The organism is Streptomyces violaceoruber (genome assembly GCF_033406955.1).
In the GTDB taxonomy this organism is placed as follows: Bacteria; Actinomycetota; Actinomycetes; order Streptomycetales; family Streptomycetaceae; genus Streptomyces; species Streptomyces violaceoruber.
The window spans coordinates 1,828,300-1,843,288 of sequence record NZ_CP137734.1; the positions used below are offsets into that span (position 1 = coordinate 1,828,300).

Sequence of the window (14,989 nt, forward strand, 5' to 3'; positions counted from 1 at the left end):
CGTGACCGGAGGCGACGCTGCGGGCCGGCTCGTGCGGCCGTTCACCCTGACCGGCGGCCGGACCAGGCCCAGCCGCGCCGACTTCACCCTCATCACGACGGTGACCGCGATCGACCCGCAGCCCTCCCGGGCGGCGCGGCCGCAGCCCGAGCACCTGCGGATCCTGCGGCTGTGCGCCGAGCCGATGGCCGTGGCGGAGCTGGCGGCCCGTCTCGACCTGCCGGTGAGCGTGGTCGTCATCCTGCTCTCGGACCTGCTGGAAGCCGGCCGCATCACCGCCCGGCCGCCGCACCCGGTCTCCCGCGCCACCGACGACCTGGACCTGCTGCAGAAAGTGAGGGACGGCCTTGGCCGGCTCTGAGCGCGTCGCCGAGACGCCCACGGCATCCGCACGCTCCACCGCGCCCGAGGCGGTGAAGATCCTGATCGCGGGCGGTTTCGGCGTCGGCAAGACCACCATGGTGGGGTCGGTCAGCGAGATCGCCCCGCTGCGCACCGAGGAACCGCTGACCGCGGCGGGCCTGGACGTCGACGACCTCGCCGGCATCGAGGAGAAGCGGGCCACGACGGTGGCGCTGGACTTCGGCCGGATCACCATCGGCCGGGACGTGGTGCTGTACCTCTTCGGTACGCCCGGCCAGCAGCGGTTCTGGTTCATGTGGAACGACCTGGCGATCGGGGCGCTCGGCGCGGTGGTCCTGGTCGACGTCCGCAGGCCCGAGTCGAGCTTCGCCGCGATCGACTTCTTCGAGCGGCGGGGCATTCCGTTCGTCGTCGCCGTGAACGGCTTCCACGGCCGGCACCCGTACCCGGCGGCGGAGATCCGCGAGGCCCTCGCGCTGCCGGAGCACGTGCAGGTGCTGCTGTGCGACGCGCGGGAGCGGACCTCCAGCCGGGACGTCCTCATCGCCCTGATCGACCAGCTGATCGACGCCGCGGCCGGGGCCGCGGCGTCCTAGCGGGTCGTGGCGAGGCGTCTCAGGGCTTCCGTCAGACGAGACCCGCGGACTTCAGCCACTCCTTGGCCACGTCCAGCGGGTCCTTCTTGTCCAGCTGGACCTGGGCGTCCAGGTCCAGGAGCGTCTCGGTGTCGAGCTTGGCGGAGACCGCGTTGAGCGTGGCCACGCCCTCCTCGTTCAGCCCGTCCTTGGTGACCAGCGGGGTCACGTTCGCGTGGCCGAAGAGGTTCTCCGGGTCCTTCAGGACGACGAACTTCTCCTTGATGATGGTCGGGTCGGTGGTGAAGACGTCCGCCGCCTGCACGTCGTTCTTGGTCAGCGCCGACTGGGTCAGCGGGCCGCCCGCGTCGAGCGCCTTGAAGGACTTGAACTTCAGTCCGTACACCGACTCCAGGCCCTTGAGCCCCTGCTGCCGCGTCTGGAACTCGGGCGAGCCGCCGATCACCAGGTCCGGTGCGACGTCCTTGAGGTCGGCGAGGGTCGATTCGGCGGTGAGGCCGTGCTTCTTCGCGGTCTCGGCGTTGACGCTCACCGAGTCCTTGTTCTCGGCCGGTGACGACTCCAGCAGCGTCAGCTTCTTGTCGAGCTTGGCCTTCGCCGCCTCGTTCACCGCCTCCACGGACTTCTGCCGGGCCTTCGGGTCGAGGTAGGCGAGCAGCGAGCCGTTGTACTCCGGCAGCACCGTGACGGAGCCGTTCTTCATCATGCCGTAGGTCGTCTCCCGGCTGCCTATGTTGTGCTTGTAGGTGACCTTGAGGCCCTTGGCCTTGAGCGCCTCCCCGTAGATGTCGGCGAGCAGGGTGCTCTCGGCGAAGTTGTTCGAGCCGACGACGACGGTGCCGGCCTCCGCCTTGTCACCCGCGAGCGGGTTGTCGGAGGTGCCGTCGGAGTCGGAGGAACAGCCCGCGAGCAGCGCCGCCGCGGCGGTGAGCGCGACGGCCGCCGCGCCGGTGTGCCTGGTCCTGGACCTGCTGCTCTTCGCGGTGAAATTCATCCGTCGATCCAAACGATCCGCTTGCCGGTGAGTCAAGTACGGCCTGGTTACGGTTTCTCCGCGGCCCGGGCGCTCAGCGCCTGCGCACCCCCGGCGAGACCGCGAACCGTCCCGCCGCCCAGAAGAGCGCGAGGGTGACCAGGGCCAGGACGGCCACCAGCGTGGCGCCGCCGACGACCTTCTCGTAGTCGCGCTGGTAGAGCCCGTCGATGATGTAGCGGCCGATGCCGCCGAGGCTGACGTAGGCGGCGATGGTCGCCGTCGACACGACCTGGATGGCGGCCGAGCGCAGCCCGCTGAGGACCAGCGGGAGGGCGACCGGGAGTTCGACCCGGAAGAGGATGCCCGACTCGTGCATGCCCATGCCCCGGGCGGCGTCCACCGGCGAGGGGTCGACGGAGCGGACCGCCTCGTAGGTGGTCACGAGGATGGGCGGGACCGCGAGCACGACGAGCGGGACCATCACGGGCAGCAGGCCGATGCCGACGACGACGGCGATCAGCACCAGCAGACCGAAGCTGGGCAGGGCGCGGGCGGCGGTGGCGACGAAGGCGACGGCGTTGCCGCCGCGTCCGGTGTGCCCGGTCAGCAGCCCGACGGGCAGCCCGATGGCGGCGGCGAGTCCGAGGGCCATCAGGGTGTACTGGACGTGTTCCAGCAGGCGCGTGGGGATGCCGTCGTAGCCGTGCCAGTGGGCGCTGTCGCTGAAGAAGGCGTTGACGAAGTCGAGGACGTTCACCGGGTCGCCGCCTCCTGCGGTTCGGGCCGCTCCTGCCGCACGGCGGCGTGGGCCCTGGCGCGCCGCCCCTTGCCGCGCGGCATCCACGGGGTCAGCAGGTTGCGGGCCAGGACGAGCAGCGCGTCGCACAGGACGGCCAGTACGGCGGTGGTCAGGACCGAGTTGACCGCCAGTTCGGGCCGGCCGTACTTCTGGGCGTCCGCGAGCAGGTTGCCGAGCGCGCCCTGGTTGCCGATCAGGGCGCCGACGCTGACCAGGGAGATGCTCGCCGACACGGCGACCCGCAGCCCGGCGAGGATCGCGGGCACGGCGATCGGCAACTGCACCTGGAGGTAGCGCCGTACGGGCCCGAAGCCCATGGCGGTGGACGCGGCCAGCGTCTCCTCGGGCACCGACCGCACGCCGTCGACGATCGCCGGGACGAGCACCACGAGGCTGTACACGGCCAGCGGGATCATCACGGTCAGTTCGGTCTGCCCGGTGTAGTCGATGAGGACCACGAAGACGGCCAGCGACGGGATGGCGTAGAAGACGGTGGTCACGCCGAGCACCGGCGGGTACAGCCAGCGGAAGCGCACACAGAGCTGGGCGAGGGGCAGCGCGGCGAGCAGTCCGGCCAGGACCGGCAGCAGCGCCTCGCGCAGATGCAGGCCGATCAGGCCGAAGTAGGTGTTGTCGAGGTCGCTCGGTATGTCGAAGAAGCCGTTCACGGGGCGACCTTCGTGACGTCGCCGGGCTCCTCGGCCCGCGCGTCGCCGGGGGTGACCGCGCCGGGGTCCCCCGCGCCGTGGGCGGAGCGGATCGCCGCGCCGACGGTCTGCTGGGAGACGACGCCGGTCACCCGTCCGTCGGCGTCCACGGCGACCGCCCAGCCGGTGGGCGAGAGCACGGCGCAGTCGAGGGCGGCCCGCAGCGAGTCGGTGCCGGGCACGAACGGCCGCCCGAAGGACAGCAGTCGCCCGGCCGCGAGGTCCCCGGCCGTCAGATCGCCCGGCTCGGCCCAGCCCAGCGGCCGGTCGTCCGCGTCGGTCACCAGCAGGTGGGGGGCGCCGCCGGCGGCGGCGAGCTGTTCGGCGGTGGCGTCGGCGCGCACGACCGGGCCGGTGGTCAGCTCCAGGCCGGCGGACGGGAAGAAGGAGAGCCGCCGGATGCCGCGGTCGGCGCCGAGGAAGTCCTCGACGAAGTCGTCCGCGGGGTCGGACAGCAGCTCGGCGGGCGGTGCGAACTGGGCGAGCCGGCCGCCGGTGCGCATCACCGCGACCATGGTGCCCAGTTTGATGGCCTCGTCGATGTCGTGGGTGACGAAGACGATGGTCTTGCCCAGTTCGTCCTGGATGCGCACGAGTTCGTCCTGCAATCCCTTGCGGACCACGGGGTCGACGGCCGAGAACGGCTCGTCCATGAGCAGCACGGGCGGATCGGCGGCGAGCGCCCGGGCCACGCCGACGCGCTGCTGCTGACCGCCGGAGAGCTGGTACGGGTACCGCTTGGCGAGGGAGGCGTCGAGCCCCACCCGTTCCATCAGCTCCGCGGCGCGCTCGCGGGACTTCTGCTTGCCCCAGCCGATCATGCGGGGCACGGTGGCGATGTTGTCGAGGATCGTGCGGTGCTGGAAGAGCCCGGCGTTCTGGATGACGTATCCCATGGACCGGCGCAGTGTGGTGACGGGCTGCTGCTGGAGGTCCTCGCCGTCGAGCAGGATCGTTCCCTCGGTGGGTTCGACCATTCTGTTGATCATCCGCAGGGTCGTCGTCTTGCCGCAGCCCGAGGGGCCGACGAGCACCGTGATCGCGCGGTCGGGTATCTCCAGCGACAGCCGGTCCACCGCCACGGTGCCGTCCGGGTACCGCTTGGTGACTGAGTCCATCCGTATCAAAACGCCGAATACCCTTCGGGTCTGGCAGAAGCTGCCCGCTCCGGCCGCGGTCGGTGGGGCCGTCGCCGGTCGAGTGTAGACGGCTGGTCCGCGGGGCCCCCGTTGCTCCGGGGCGACTCCTTCCCGCTGCTCGGGCGTTCACACTCGGGCGTTCACACCGGAAACCCGACCGACCGACCGAAGGCGGCCGGGAGCGAGCGACGGTGTCCACCGTGCCGCTCCCGGCCGCCGTTCACCGGCCGGTTCAGCCCGCCTTCGGCTCCAGCCGCAGCGAGATGCTGTTGATGCAGTACCGCTGGTCGGTCGGGGTCGGGTAGCCCTCGCCCTTGAAGACGTGACCGAGGTGGGAACCGCAGCGGGCGCAGCGCACCTCGGTGCGGACCATCCCGTGGGAGCGGTCCTCGATCAGCTCGACCGCGTCGGTGTCCCTCGGGTCGTAGAAGGACGGCCAGCCGCAGTGCGACTCGAACTTGGTCGTGGAGGTGAACAGCTCCGCACCGCAGGCGCGGCAGGAGTAGACGCCCTCGGTCTTGGTGTCGGTGTACTCACCGGTGAAGGCCGGCTCGGTGGCGGCCTCGCGCAGCACGGCGTACTCGGCCGGGGCCAGCTCGGCCCGCCACTGCTCGTCCGGCTTCTCGACGTCGTACGACATGAGTCTCAGCCCCTTACTTCGACAGCTCGTCCAGGATGCGCGGTCCGAGGTCGGTGACGTCGCCCGCGCCCATGGTGAGAACGAGATCACCGGCCTTCGCCATTCCCGCGACCAGCGCGGGCGAGGCGTCCTTGTCGTGGACCGGTGTGACGTCGGCGCCGGCGGCGCGGGCCGCCTCGACGATCAGCTCGCTGGTGACGCCCGGGATCGGGTCCTCGCGGGCCGGGTAGATGTCGAGGACGACCGAGGCGTCCGCGAGGGCCAGGGCCTGGCCCATCTCCTTGCCCAGCTCCTGGGTGCGGGAGAAGAGGTGCGGCTGGAAGAGGACCAGGATGCGGGCGTCGCCGACCGCGGCGCGCATGGCCTCCAGGTCGGCGGTCATCTCGGTGGGGTGGTGCGCGTAGGAGTCGACGACCTGGACGCCGGCCGCCTCGCCCTTGAGCTGGAGGCGCCGCTTGACGCCCGTGTAGGCGGCCAGCGCGGGGGCCAGCTCGGCGGCGGGGACGCCGAGGGCGGCGCCCGCGGCGAGGGCGGCGACGGCGTTGTGGGCGTAGTGGCGGCCGGGGACGGAGACGGCGAAGGTCAGCTCGGCGCCGTCCAGGACGACGGTGACCTCGCTCTTGAGGCCCTGCGGGACGACGGACAGGATGCGCACGTCGGCGTCCTCGGACTCTCCGTACGTCACCGTCCGCACCCGGCCTGCCAGCCGTCGGGTCAGCTCCCGGGCGCCCTCGTGGTCGGCCGCGATCACCAGGGTGCCGCCGGGGACGATCTTGCCGGCGAAGGTCTCGAAGGACTCGTAGATCTCGTCCATCGAGGCGTAGTTGGCGTGGTGGTCCAGCTCGACGTTGAGGACGATGGCGACCTCGGGGGCGTACTTGTGGAAGCTGCGGTCGCTTTCGTCCGCCTCGGCGACGAAGATCTCGCCTTCGCCGTGCAGGGCGTTGGAGCCGGGGGCGTCCAGGTCGCCGCCGATCGCGTACGACGGGCCCAGGTCCAGCTCGGACAGGGAGACCGCCAGCATCGAGGTGGTGGTGGTCTTGCCGTGGGTGCCGGCGACCGCGATGGGGCGCAGGCCGTTCATCAGGGCGGCGAGGGCGTCGGAGCGGTGCACGACCGGGATGCCCAGCTCGGCGGCGCGGACCAGCTCCGGATTGTCCTCGCGGATGGCCGAGGACACGACCACGCAGCTCGCGTCGGCGGCGAGGTGCTCCGCCGCGTGCCCGATGTGCACGGTGGCGCCCAGGGCGCGCAGCGCGTCGGCGGTCGCGGACTCCTTGGCGTCGCTGCCCGCCACCTCGGCGCCGCGCTGGGCGAGGATCTTGGCGATGCCCGACATTCCGGCGCCGCCGATGCCGATGAAGTGCGGTCGGTCCATGGCGGTGGGAAGGCCGGGTGCCATGCGCTGTTCTCCCAGGGTGGTCCGTTGGTGATCCGTTGAGGCCGCGCCCCCTCGGCGGGGGCGCGGCACCAGCCTATGCCTTGCTGTGGGAGAAGAGTTTCAGGACCGGCACGCCGACCTTGTGCCGGGCCCGGGAGGCCCAGTCCCGGTGGAAGAACTCCTCCACGTAGTGGGGGTCGGTCAGGACGATCACCTCGTCCGCGCCGGTCTCCATGACCACGGACTTCAGCTCGTCCAGCGGGTGGTCCTCGATCAGTCTCCCGTCGGCCTGCGCACCGGAGGCGCGCAGGGCGGTCAGGGACACCTCCAGGGCCCGTTCCCCGACGCTCTGCGCCTCCCGCCCCTCCGGGGTCTCCCCCTCGCGTACGGCGTCGTCCAGCTCGCCGAGCGCGACGTCGTCGATGGCGCGCAGCAGGCGGTCCGCCTGATCGCCGCGCGGCTGGAGCAGCACGTGGAAGCCGACCTGCTCGTCCCCGTGCAAGGTGGTGACGAACTCCACGTCGGCGGACGTAAGGGCCTTCTCGATCATCAAAACGCTTGTGAACACCAGGCGCCCCTTCTCCTTCGAGGGCCCGTGGGCCCACCCTCCGTAGGCCGTACCAGACCCTGCGGAAACCATCCTGCCCCGTGATCGCACGGGTACTGCCGGAATCAGTGTGCCCGGCGCGGGCTAAACGGAACGGGAGATTCCGCTGATTCCCGGATGTGCGGTAACGACCGAACCTCTGTCCGGCCGTCGGCCCCCGCCCGGGCCGGGAGGTGTCTAGTCGCGCCGGTACCGGCTGAAGAGGAAACCTTCCTCCTCCAGGAGGGACGCCAGTGCGAATCGCCGCGGCACCCCGACGGCCGGTCCGCCCGCGATCCGCTGCGCGTCCCCCGCGGTCAGCATCGGGGAGACGGTCAGGCACAGCTCGTCGAGCACACCGGCCGCGACGAACTGCCCCAGCAGCCGCGGGCCGCCCTCGGTCAGCAGCCGGGTGTGCCCCAGCGCCCCGAGCGCCCCGAGCGCACGGGCCGGGTCCACCCCGACGCCGTCTCCCGCGATCACCACCCGGGCCCCGGCCCGCTCCGCGGCGGCGATCCGGTCGGGAGCCGCGGCGGCGCCGGTCAGGACCAGCGTGGGCACGGCCGGGGAGGTGAACAGCGGCAGGGAGAAGTCCAGCTCCAGGCTCGCGCTGACCACCGCGATCACCGGCACGGGCGCCTGCCCGGCCGCCCGCCGCGCCTCGGCGAAATCCGCCCGCGCGCGCCCCGGGCGGTACCCCTCCTGCCGTACGGTCTCGGCGCCGGCGATCACCACGTCCGCCAGCGCCCGCAGGGTGCCGAAGACCCGCATGTCGGCCGCGCTGGAGATGGGCTGGGAGCGGCCGTCGTGCTGGGCGGCGCCGTCGAGGGTGGAGACCATGTTGGCCCGCAGCCACGTCCGCCGGTGCCCGTCGGGCTCGGGGTACGCGTAGGCGGCGGCCAGCTCCGCCAGGCTCCACTCCCGGTCGGTCTCGGGGCCGCCGCCCGGGCCGGCGGTCGGATCGGTCGCGGGGGACACGGGGAACAGGCGTCGCATGGGGTGCAGTGTTCCACGCACCCGCCACCCCAACCGCGCAGGCCGGAGGGCCCGCCCCCACGCACCGCGGCCACGACGCCGGGCCCGCGCCGGCCACGCGCGGGCACCCGGGTTTCCGTCCCCGGGCCGCGCACGACCGCAGCACCCCGCCGCACGGGCACCCGGCCCCGCACCCGCCTCGCCCCGCACCGCACCCGCCTCGCCCCGCACCCGCCTCGCCCCGCACCCGCCTCGCCGCGCCTCGCCCCGCACCCGCCTCGCCGCGCCCCGCCTCGCACCCGCCTCGCCCCGCCTCGCACCCGCCTCGCCTCGCCCCGCCTCGCCTCGCCCCGCCTCGCCTCGCCCCGCCTCGCACCCGCCCCGCCCCGCCTCGCACCCGCCCCCCTCGCGCCGCCGGGGTGGCCGCGCCCCGCTCGCGCCGCCGCCCGGCCGACGACGGGACCCTCCGCGCAGGCCCCGCCGCCGCCCGGCCGACGACGGGGCCCTCCGCGCAGGCCCTACCATTGAGTACCGTGTCGTCCTCCTCTCCCGCCTCCGTCCCCGCTCCGATAACCGGGACGGCTCCGGCCACGGTGTCCCTGTGCGCCCGTGAGCCCCGTGTCCCCGCGGACCGCCTGGTCGCCGAGATGGTGCCCCCGCCCCGTTTCGACTCCGTCCGCTTCGGCACGTACGTCCCGGACCCGAACCAGCCCAGCCAGAGCGAGGCCGTCCGGGTCCTCGAGGACTTCGCGGGCGGACTGGGCGAGGCGCCCGGCACGGGAGGCGGCAGGCGCGGCTTCTTCGGGATGGGCCGCGGCAGGGCGCCGAAGACCCCGGCCGGCCCCCGCGGCGTCTACCTCGACGGCGGTTACGGCGTCGGCAAGACCCACCTGCTGGCCTCCCTGTGGCACGCCACCCCCGCCGAGCCCTCCCGCAAGGCCTTCGGCACCTTCGTCGAGCTGACCAACCTCGTCGGCGCCCTCGGTTTCCAGCAGACCGTGCAGACGCTGTCCGGGCACCGTCTGCTGTGCATCGACGAGTTCGAGCTGGACGACCCGGGCGACACCGTCCTCGTCTCCAGCCTGCTCGCCCGGCTCGTGGAGGCCGGCGTGGCGCTCGCCGCCACCTCCAACACGCTGCCGGGCAAGCTCGGCGAGGGCCGGTTCGCGGCGGCCGACTTCCTGCGCGAGATCCAGGGCCTGTCCGCCCACTTCCGCGCCCTGCGCATCGACGGCGAGGACTACCGCCACCGCGGTCTGCCCGAGGCCCCGGCGCCGTACTCCGACGAGCAGGTGACCCGCGCGGCGCGGGCCACCGAGGGTGCCTCCCTGGACGACTTCGCCGCCCTCCTCGACCACCTCGCCCGCGTTCACCCCAGCCGCTACGGCGCCCTGACCGACGGCCTGACGGCGGTGTGCCTCACCGGCGTGCACCCGGTGCCGGACCAGTCGACGGCGCTGCGGCTCGTGGTGCTCGCGGACCGGCTCTACGACCGCGAGGTGCCCGTCCTGGCCTCCGGGCTGCCCTTCGACCGGCTGTTCGGCGAGGAGATGCTGAAGGGCGGCTACCGCAAGAAGTACTTCCGGGCGATCTCCCGGCTCACCGCGCTGGCCCGGGACGCGGCGCGGCTGGTGGACACGGCCTGAGGAACGGTCGGTTCCCGCCAACCCAGCCGCCATTTTGAGGCTCTCTCCGGCACGTAACGCCCCGTTAACCCTGCAAAGCCCTTTGCAGGGTTAACGTGTTTCTTGACCGTGCGTTGACCATGCTTTTGCCGGGCATTGACCTGCCCTTCGGCATGTGCCAGCGGCAGGAACTGCCTGGGAGGGGGCCACGTGTACCGACGTACGGCGGCCCGCACCGTGGTCGCGGTCCTCGCCCCCGTCCTGTTCGCACTCCAGTTCTTCGCTCCCTCCGGCTCCTTCGCATCCGCGTACACAAACGGTGACGCCGTGGCCCACGCCCGTCCCGGAACCATCCCCACCGGCACGGCGCCGCACGACGAGACGGTCACCTGCCGCGAGGGCGGCCGCCCGGGGGAGCCGACCACCGCGCCGGGCGTCCGCGACCGCCACCGCACCACTGCCGCGCCGCAGTCCGGCACCCCTCGGCACCCGCCGGCGCGCCAGTCCGCCCCGCAGGCGCCCGGCTCCGTCGCCTCCGGCCGTGCCACCGAGCACCCGCCCAGAGCCGCGGCGGACCACGCCCCCGCGGTACTCCAGGTCTTCCGCTGCTGACGGACCACCGGCACATCCCCCACCTCTGTCCCACCCGTCCGACGCGCCCCCACGGCGCGCCAGGAGGAAAACCGCATCATGCAACCCCTCATCGACAACGCCCGCATGTTCGGACAGCGCCCTGAGGAGTTCACCGGGCACGCCGAAGGCCAGTCGCCCGAAGTCCTGTTCATCACCTGCTCCGACTCCCGGGTCGTGCCCGCCCTGATCACGGGCGCCCGGCCCGGCCAGCTCTTCGAACTGCGCACCGCGGGCAACATCGTCCCGCCCCACGGAACCGGGCACCCTTCCGGCGAAGCGGCCACCGTCGAGTACGCCGTCCAGGTCCTCGGCGTCGCCGACATCGTGGTCTGCGGCCACTCGCACTGCGGCGCCGTCGGCGCGCTGGTGCGCGGCGACGACCTGACCGCCGTGCCCGCCGTGCGCGACTGGCTGGCGCACGCGGCCGACGAGCCGAAGCCCTGCGACCCCGCCGATCCGACGGTCGCCGGGGCCGTGCAGCACCACGTACTGGCGCAACTGCTGCGCCTGCGCTCCTACCCCTGCGTCGAGCGGCGGCTGGCGGACGGCCGGCTGCGGCTGCACGGCTGGTACTACGAGGTCCACACCGGCCTCGTGCGCGCGCACCGCGCGGACACCGACGCGTTCGAGACCCTGTGAGCGCCGGCATGTCCCCCATAGCCGACCGGAACCGGAGGTTCCCGCACTGGCGGCAGGACCTCACCGCGTCCCTCGTCGTGTTCCTGGTCGCGCTCCCGCTGTGCGTGGGCGTGGCCGTCGCCTCCGGTGTTCCGGCCGAACTCGGCCTGGTCACCGGCATCGTGGGCGGTCTGGTCACCGGGTTCCTGCCGGGCAGCAGCCTCCAGGTCTCCGGCCCGGCCGCCGGGCTGACCGTGCTGGTCTTCGGCGCGGTCGACCAGTACGGCCTGCCGGCGCTCGGCGTGATCGTGCTCGCCACCGGGATCGTCCAGCTCGCGATGGGCGCTCTGAAGCTGGGGCGCTGGTTCCGGGCGATCTCCCTGTCGGTCGTCGAGGGCATGCTGGCCGGCATCGGCCTGGTGCTCATCGCGGGCCAGCTCTACTCGGCCGCCGGTCTCCAGGCGCCCGCCTCCGGCATCGACAAGCTCACCGGGCTGCCGGGGGCCGCCGCCGACGCGCTGGGCAGCACCGGAGCCCTGACCTCGCTCGCCCTGGGCGCGGGCACCGTCGCGGTGATGGTGCTGTGGAAGCGGCTGCCGAAGCGGGCACGGACCGTGCCGGGGGCGCTGGCCGCGGTCGCTCTGGCCACCGCCGTCACGGCGGCGTTCGGACTGTCGGTCGCGACCGTCGAGGTGAGCGGCCTGCTGGACGTGATCCAGCCGACCGGCGCCGACGCCTTCGGCGAGCTGGCGAACGTGGGCCTGCTCGGCACGATCGTCGCGTTCACGCTGATCGCCTCGGCGGAGAGCCTGTTCAGCGCCGCGGCGGTGGACCGGCTGCACGACGGGCCGCGCACCGAGTACGACAAGGAGCTGATGGCGCAGGGCGCGGGCAACACCGTGTGCGGCGTCCTCGGCGCGCTGCCGATGACCGCGGTCATCGTGCGCAGCTCCGCCAACGTCGCCGCGGGCGCCCGCACCAAGGCGTCCCGGGTGCTGCACGGTGTGTGGCTGCTGCTGTTCGCGGCGCTGCTGCCGTCCGTGCTGGGCCTGATCCCGCTGCCCGCGCTGGCGGGCATCCTGGTGCACGCGGGCTGGAAGCTGATTCCGTTCCGCAGCATCCTGCCGCTGTGGCGCGACCACCGGGGCGAGGCGCTGATCCTGGTGGTCACGGCCGTCTCGATCGTCGCGGTCAACATGTTCGAGGGCGTGCTGATCGGTCTGGCCCTGTCCGTGGTCAAGACCGCCTGGGAGGCCTCGCACCTCAAGCTGGAGATCGTCGACAAGGGTGCGGGCCCCGTCCAGGCCCATCTCACCGGCAACGCCACCTTCCTGCGGCTGCCGAAGATCCTGGAGGGCCTGGAGGCGCTGCCGCAGGACCGCCCGGTCGAGCTGGACCTGTCCGGGCTGCACCACCTGGACCACGCCTGCCGCACGGCCCTGGAGAACTGGGCCGAACGGCACAGCGCCGCCGGCACGGATCCGGTGAAGGTCACGGAGCCGGAGAGGGCGGGGGTGTAGCGGGGAGTCCGCCGCCGGGGCCGGGGCATGGCACCCGGCCCGGCGGCGGGCCTATCGTGACAGTAAGGGTGAAAACCGTCCTCCGAGCGAGGAGGTCGTCATGGTCCAGGAGCTTCTGACCGCGGCCGCCGCCGTCGGCAGCGCGGGCGTCCTGTACGTCGCCTCGGCAGCACGGGTCGTCAAGCAGTACGAACGCGGGGTGGTCTTCCGGCTCGGACGGCTCGCGGGGCAGGTGCGCGGTCCCGGGTTCACCATGATCGTGCCGTTCGTGGACCGGCTGCACAAGGTGAACATGCAGATCATCACGCTGCCCGTGCCCGCCCAGGAGGGCATCACCCGTGACAACGTCACCGTGCGGGTGGACGCGGTCGTGTACTTCAAGGTGGTCGATGCGGCCAACGCGCTGGTCCGGGTCGAGGACTACCGGTTCGCCGTCTCGCAGATGGCCCAGACCTCGCTGCGCTCCATCATCGGCAAGAGCGACCTGGACGATCTGCTGTCCGACCGGGAGAAGCTGAACCAGGGGCTGGAGCTGATGATCGACAGTCCCGCGGTCGGCTGGGGCGTGCAGATCGACCGGGTCGAGATCAAGGACGTGTCCCTGCCGGACACCATGAAGCGCTCGATGGCCCGCCAGGCCGAGGCGGACCGGGAGCGACGCGCCCGGGTGATCAACGCGGACGCCGAGTTGCAGGCCTCGAAGGTGCTCGCGGAGGCGGCCCGGGAGATGTCCGAGACGCCCGCGGCGCTGCAACTGCGGTTGCTCCAGACGGTCGTGGCGGTGGCCGCCGAGAAGAACTCCACCCTGGTGCTGCCCTTCCCCGTGGAGCTGCTGCGGTTCCTGGAGAAGGCGCAGGAGCACCCGGTCGAGCACCGGGTCGAGCGGTGACACGAGCCACGCGCGTGGTTCCCGGGACTCCTGGCAGGTGATAGACACAGCGGGGTCACAGTCCTGTCCGCCAGCAGGAAGGTTTCCCCATGTCCACGTCCCGCAACGCGGCGACCCGCCGCCAGGTGCTCGCGCGTACCGGAGCCCTGGGCGCAGGCATCGCCTTCACCGGCGCCCTCTCCGAGCTTTTCGCCGGCACCGCCGCCGCCCAGCCCCTCGGCCACACCGGCTACGGCCCCCTGGTCCCCGACCCCGACGGACTGCTGGACCTGCCCAAGGGCTTCCGCTACCGGGTGCTGTCCCGCGAGGGCGACCGGCTGCGCTCCGGGGAGGGCCCGGTGCCCTCCAACCACGACGGCATGTCCGCCTTCCCGGGGCGCTCCTCCGGCAGACACGGCCGCACCACCCACCTCGTCCGCAACCACGAGAACCGCGAGGACGGCCGCGTCCCCGTCCCGACGGTCGAGGGCCTCACCTACGACCCGCAGGGCAAGGGCGGCTGTACGGCGCTGACGCTGGACTCGCGCAACCACGTCCTGTCCGAGCGGGTCGCGATCGCCGGTACGGCCGTCAACTGCGCGGGCGGTCCCACCCCCTGGCACACCTGGCTGACCTGCGAGGAGACCGAGGACAGGGCCGGGACCAACGGCTACACCAAGGACCACGGCTTCATCTTCGAGGTCGACCCGGTCGACCCGCACCGCACCGGGGCGGTGCCGCTGACCGCGATGGGCCGCTTCCAGCACGAGGCGATCGCCGTGGACCCGCGGCGCGGTGTCGTGTACGAGACGGAGGACGCCTTCGAGCGGCCGTTCGGCCTGTTCTACCGGTTCCTGCCCGAGAAGCCGCTGGGCGGCCGGGGCTCGCTGCGGGCGGGCGGCAGGCTCCAGGCGATGCGCGTGCCCGGCGTGCCCGACCTGTCCTCGATCCAGGAGACGGGCGCGACCTTCGACCGCGTCGAATGGGTGGACGTGCCCGACCCGCTGGCGGACGGGACGCCCATCCGCTTCCAGGACTTCGGCCGGGGCGGCATCACCCACGCCCAGAAGCTGGAGGGCTGCTACTGGGGCGGGCGGAGCGTGTACTTCGTGTCGTCCTTCGCCCACAGCGAAGAGGGCTCGGCGGCCGACCACTACGGCCAGATCTGGCGCTACGACCCCGAGCGGCGCCGCCTCACCCTGGTGATCGTCTTCGGCCCGGACACCGACGTCCAGCTGCCGGGCGAGTCCCCCGACAACATCTGCCTGGCTCCCAGCGGCGGGCTGATGGTCTGCGAGGACGGCAACGGCGCCCAGCACGTCTTCGGCGTGACCCGGCGCGGCGAGGTGTACGCGATGGCCCGCGGCGCCCAGAACATCGGTACGGAGGAGGAGCCGGAGTGGGGTGAGTTCGCCGGCGTCACCTTCTCCCCCGACGGCGACACGATGTACGTCAACTGCTACACGCCGGGCACCACCTTCGCGGTGACCGGGCCCTGGCGCAGGTAGCGGCCCGGGGACACAGGCGGGGCGCGCCGTGCGGTCACTGAAGCCGCAGCCATGG

Annotated in this window: 16 protein-coding genes; 8 read left to right on the top strand and 8 right to left on the bottom strand. The window is 72.7% G+C overall.

Annotated features, from left to right (window positions below):
• Position 1 precedes the first annotated feature (1 nt).
• Together R2E43_RS08010 and R2E43_RS08015 are read left to right on the top strand one after the other, a co-directional pair.
• A complete protein-coding gene (locus R2E43_RS08010; RefSeq protein ID WP_003972854.1) occupies positions 2-361 on the top strand; it encodes a DUF742 domain-containing protein in 360 nt (119 codons plus the stop codon).
• Positions 348-959 carry a GTP-binding protein gene (locus tag R2E43_RS08015; protein WP_016327591.1) on the top strand — a complete coding sequence of 204 codons (612 nt, stop codon included), beginning with the start codon at positions 348-350 and terminating at the stop codon, positions 957-959. Before R2E43_RS08010 ends, R2E43_RS08015 begins: the two co-directional genes overlap by 14 nt.
• 31 nt (positions 960-990) lie before the next feature.
• Here the strand turns inward: R2E43_RS08015 and R2E43_RS08020 are convergent, their stop codons facing one another.
• From R2E43_RS08020 to R2E43_RS08055, 8 genes are all read right to left on the bottom strand, one after another.
• The gene (locus R2E43_RS08020; protein WP_003972856.1) at positions 991-1,953 is read right to left on the bottom strand and encodes an ABC transporter substrate-binding protein; all 963 of its coding nucleotides are present in this window, start codon (positions 1,951-1,953) and stop codon (positions 991-993) included.
• Positions 1,954-2,026: 73 nt separating this feature from the next.
• Positions 2,027-2,692, bottom strand: a complete 666-nt coding sequence (locus R2E43_RS08025; protein ID WP_011030627.1) for an ABC transporter permease — start codon at positions 2,690-2,692, stop codon at positions 2,027-2,029.
• Positions 2,689-3,402 (bottom strand): ABC transporter permease, encoded by a 714-nt coding sequence (locus tag R2E43_RS08030; RefSeq protein WP_003972858.1) that lies wholly within the window; start codon positions 3,400-3,402, stop codon positions 2,689-2,691. The genes R2E43_RS08025 and R2E43_RS08030 overlap by 4 nt, the downstream gene beginning before the upstream one ends.
• A complete protein-coding gene (locus R2E43_RS08035; RefSeq protein WP_319127064.1) occupies positions 3,399-4,568 on the bottom strand; it encodes an ABC transporter ATP-binding protein in 1,170 nt (389 codons plus the stop codon). The genes R2E43_RS08030 and R2E43_RS08035 overlap by 4 nt, the downstream gene beginning before the upstream one ends.
• Positions 4,569-4,812: 244 nt before the next feature.
• Positions 4,813-5,220, bottom strand: a complete 408-nt coding sequence (gene msrB, locus R2E43_RS08040) for a peptide-methionine (R)-S-oxide reductase MsrB (protein WP_003972860.1) — start codon at positions 5,218-5,220, stop codon at positions 4,813-4,815.
• A 13-nt stretch (positions 5,221-5,233) separates the two neighbouring features.
• Positions 5,234-6,622, bottom strand: coding sequence for a UDP-N-acetylmuramate--L-alanine ligase (murC, locus tag R2E43_RS08045; RefSeq protein WP_011030625.1), 1,389 nt, complete (start codon positions 6,620-6,622; stop codon positions 5,234-5,236).
• 73 nt (positions 6,623-6,695) lie between these two features.
• A complete protein-coding gene (locus tag R2E43_RS08050) occupies positions 6,696-7,169 on the bottom strand; it encodes a hypothetical protein (protein WP_003972862.1) in 474 nt (157 codons plus the stop codon).
• Between the two features lie 216 nt (positions 7,170-7,385).
• The gene (locus tag R2E43_RS08055; protein WP_016327590.1) at positions 7,386-8,183 is read right to left on the bottom strand and encodes a pyrimidine reductase family protein; all 798 of its coding nucleotides are present in this window, start codon (positions 8,181-8,183) and stop codon (positions 7,386-7,388) included.
• 512 nt (positions 8,184-8,695) lie between these two features.
• Between R2E43_RS08055 and zapE the strand changes: the two genes are divergently transcribed.
• From zapE to R2E43_RS08085, 6 genes are all read left to right on the top strand, one after another.
• Complete coding sequence (gene zapE, locus R2E43_RS08060) at positions 8,696-9,808, top strand: cell division protein ZapE (RefSeq protein WP_319710870.1); 1,113 nt, start codon at positions 8,696-8,698, stop codon at positions 9,806-9,808.
• Between the two features lie 189 nt (positions 9,809-9,997).
• A complete protein-coding gene (locus R2E43_RS08065; protein WP_106517365.1) occupies positions 9,998-10,399 on the top strand; it encodes a hypothetical protein in 402 nt (133 codons plus the stop codon).
• Positions 10,400-10,477: 78 nt separating this feature from the next.
• A complete protein-coding gene (locus R2E43_RS08070) occupies positions 10,478-11,059 on the top strand; it encodes a carbonic anhydrase (protein WP_003972866.1) in 582 nt (193 codons plus the stop codon).
• An 8-nt stretch (positions 11,060-11,067) separates the two neighbouring features.
• Positions 11,068-12,558: a SulP family inorganic anion transporter gene (locus R2E43_RS08075; protein ID WP_332056061.1), complete on the top strand. Its 1,491-nt coding sequence runs from the start codon at positions 11,068-11,070 to the stop codon at positions 12,556-12,558.
• Positions 12,559-12,658: 100 nt separating this feature from the next.
• Positions 12,659-13,447: a slipin family protein gene (locus tag R2E43_RS08080; RefSeq protein WP_093457217.1), complete on the top strand. Its 789-nt coding sequence runs from the start codon at positions 12,659-12,661 to the stop codon at positions 13,445-13,447.
• A gap of 89 nt (positions 13,448-13,536) precedes the next feature.
• A complete protein-coding gene (locus R2E43_RS08085) occupies positions 13,537-14,934 on the top strand; it encodes a PhoX family protein (protein ID WP_136207637.1) in 1,398 nt (465 codons plus the stop codon).
• Positions 14,935-14,989 lie beyond the last annotated feature (55 nt).

Bases quoted from the DNA above. Each gene is read 5' to 3' on its own strand.
- R2E43_RS08020 (WP_003972856.1), bottom strand. From the start codon at position 1,953: ATGAATTTCACCGCGAAGAGCAGCAGGTCCAGGACCAGGCACACCGGC.
- msrB (WP_003972860.1), bottom strand. From the start codon at position 5,220: ATGTCGTACGACGTCGAGAAGCCGGACGAGCAGTGGCGGGCCGAGCTG.
- murC (WP_011030625.1), bottom strand. From the start codon at position 6,622: ATGGCACCCGGCCTTCCCACCGCCATGGACCGACCGCACTTCATCGGC.
- R2E43_RS08055 (WP_016327590.1), bottom strand. From the start codon at position 8,183: ATGCGACGCCTGTTCCCCGTGTCCCCCGCGACCGATCCGACCGCCGGC.
- R2E43_RS08070 (WP_003972866.1), top strand. From the start codon at position 10,478: ATGCAACCCCTCATCGACAACGCCCGCATGTTCGGACAGCGCCCTGAG.
- R2E43_RS08075 (WP_332056061.1), top strand. From the start codon at position 11,068: ATGTCCCCCATAGCCGACCGGAACCGGAGGTTCCCGCACTGGCGGCAG.
- R2E43_RS08080 (WP_093457217.1), top strand. From the start codon at position 12,659: ATGGTCCAGGAGCTTCTGACCGCGGCCGCCGCCGTCGGCAGCGCGGGC.
- R2E43_RS08085 (WP_136207637.1), top strand. From the start codon at position 13,537: ATGTCCACGTCCCGCAACGCGGCGACCCGCCGCCAGGTGCTCGCGCGT.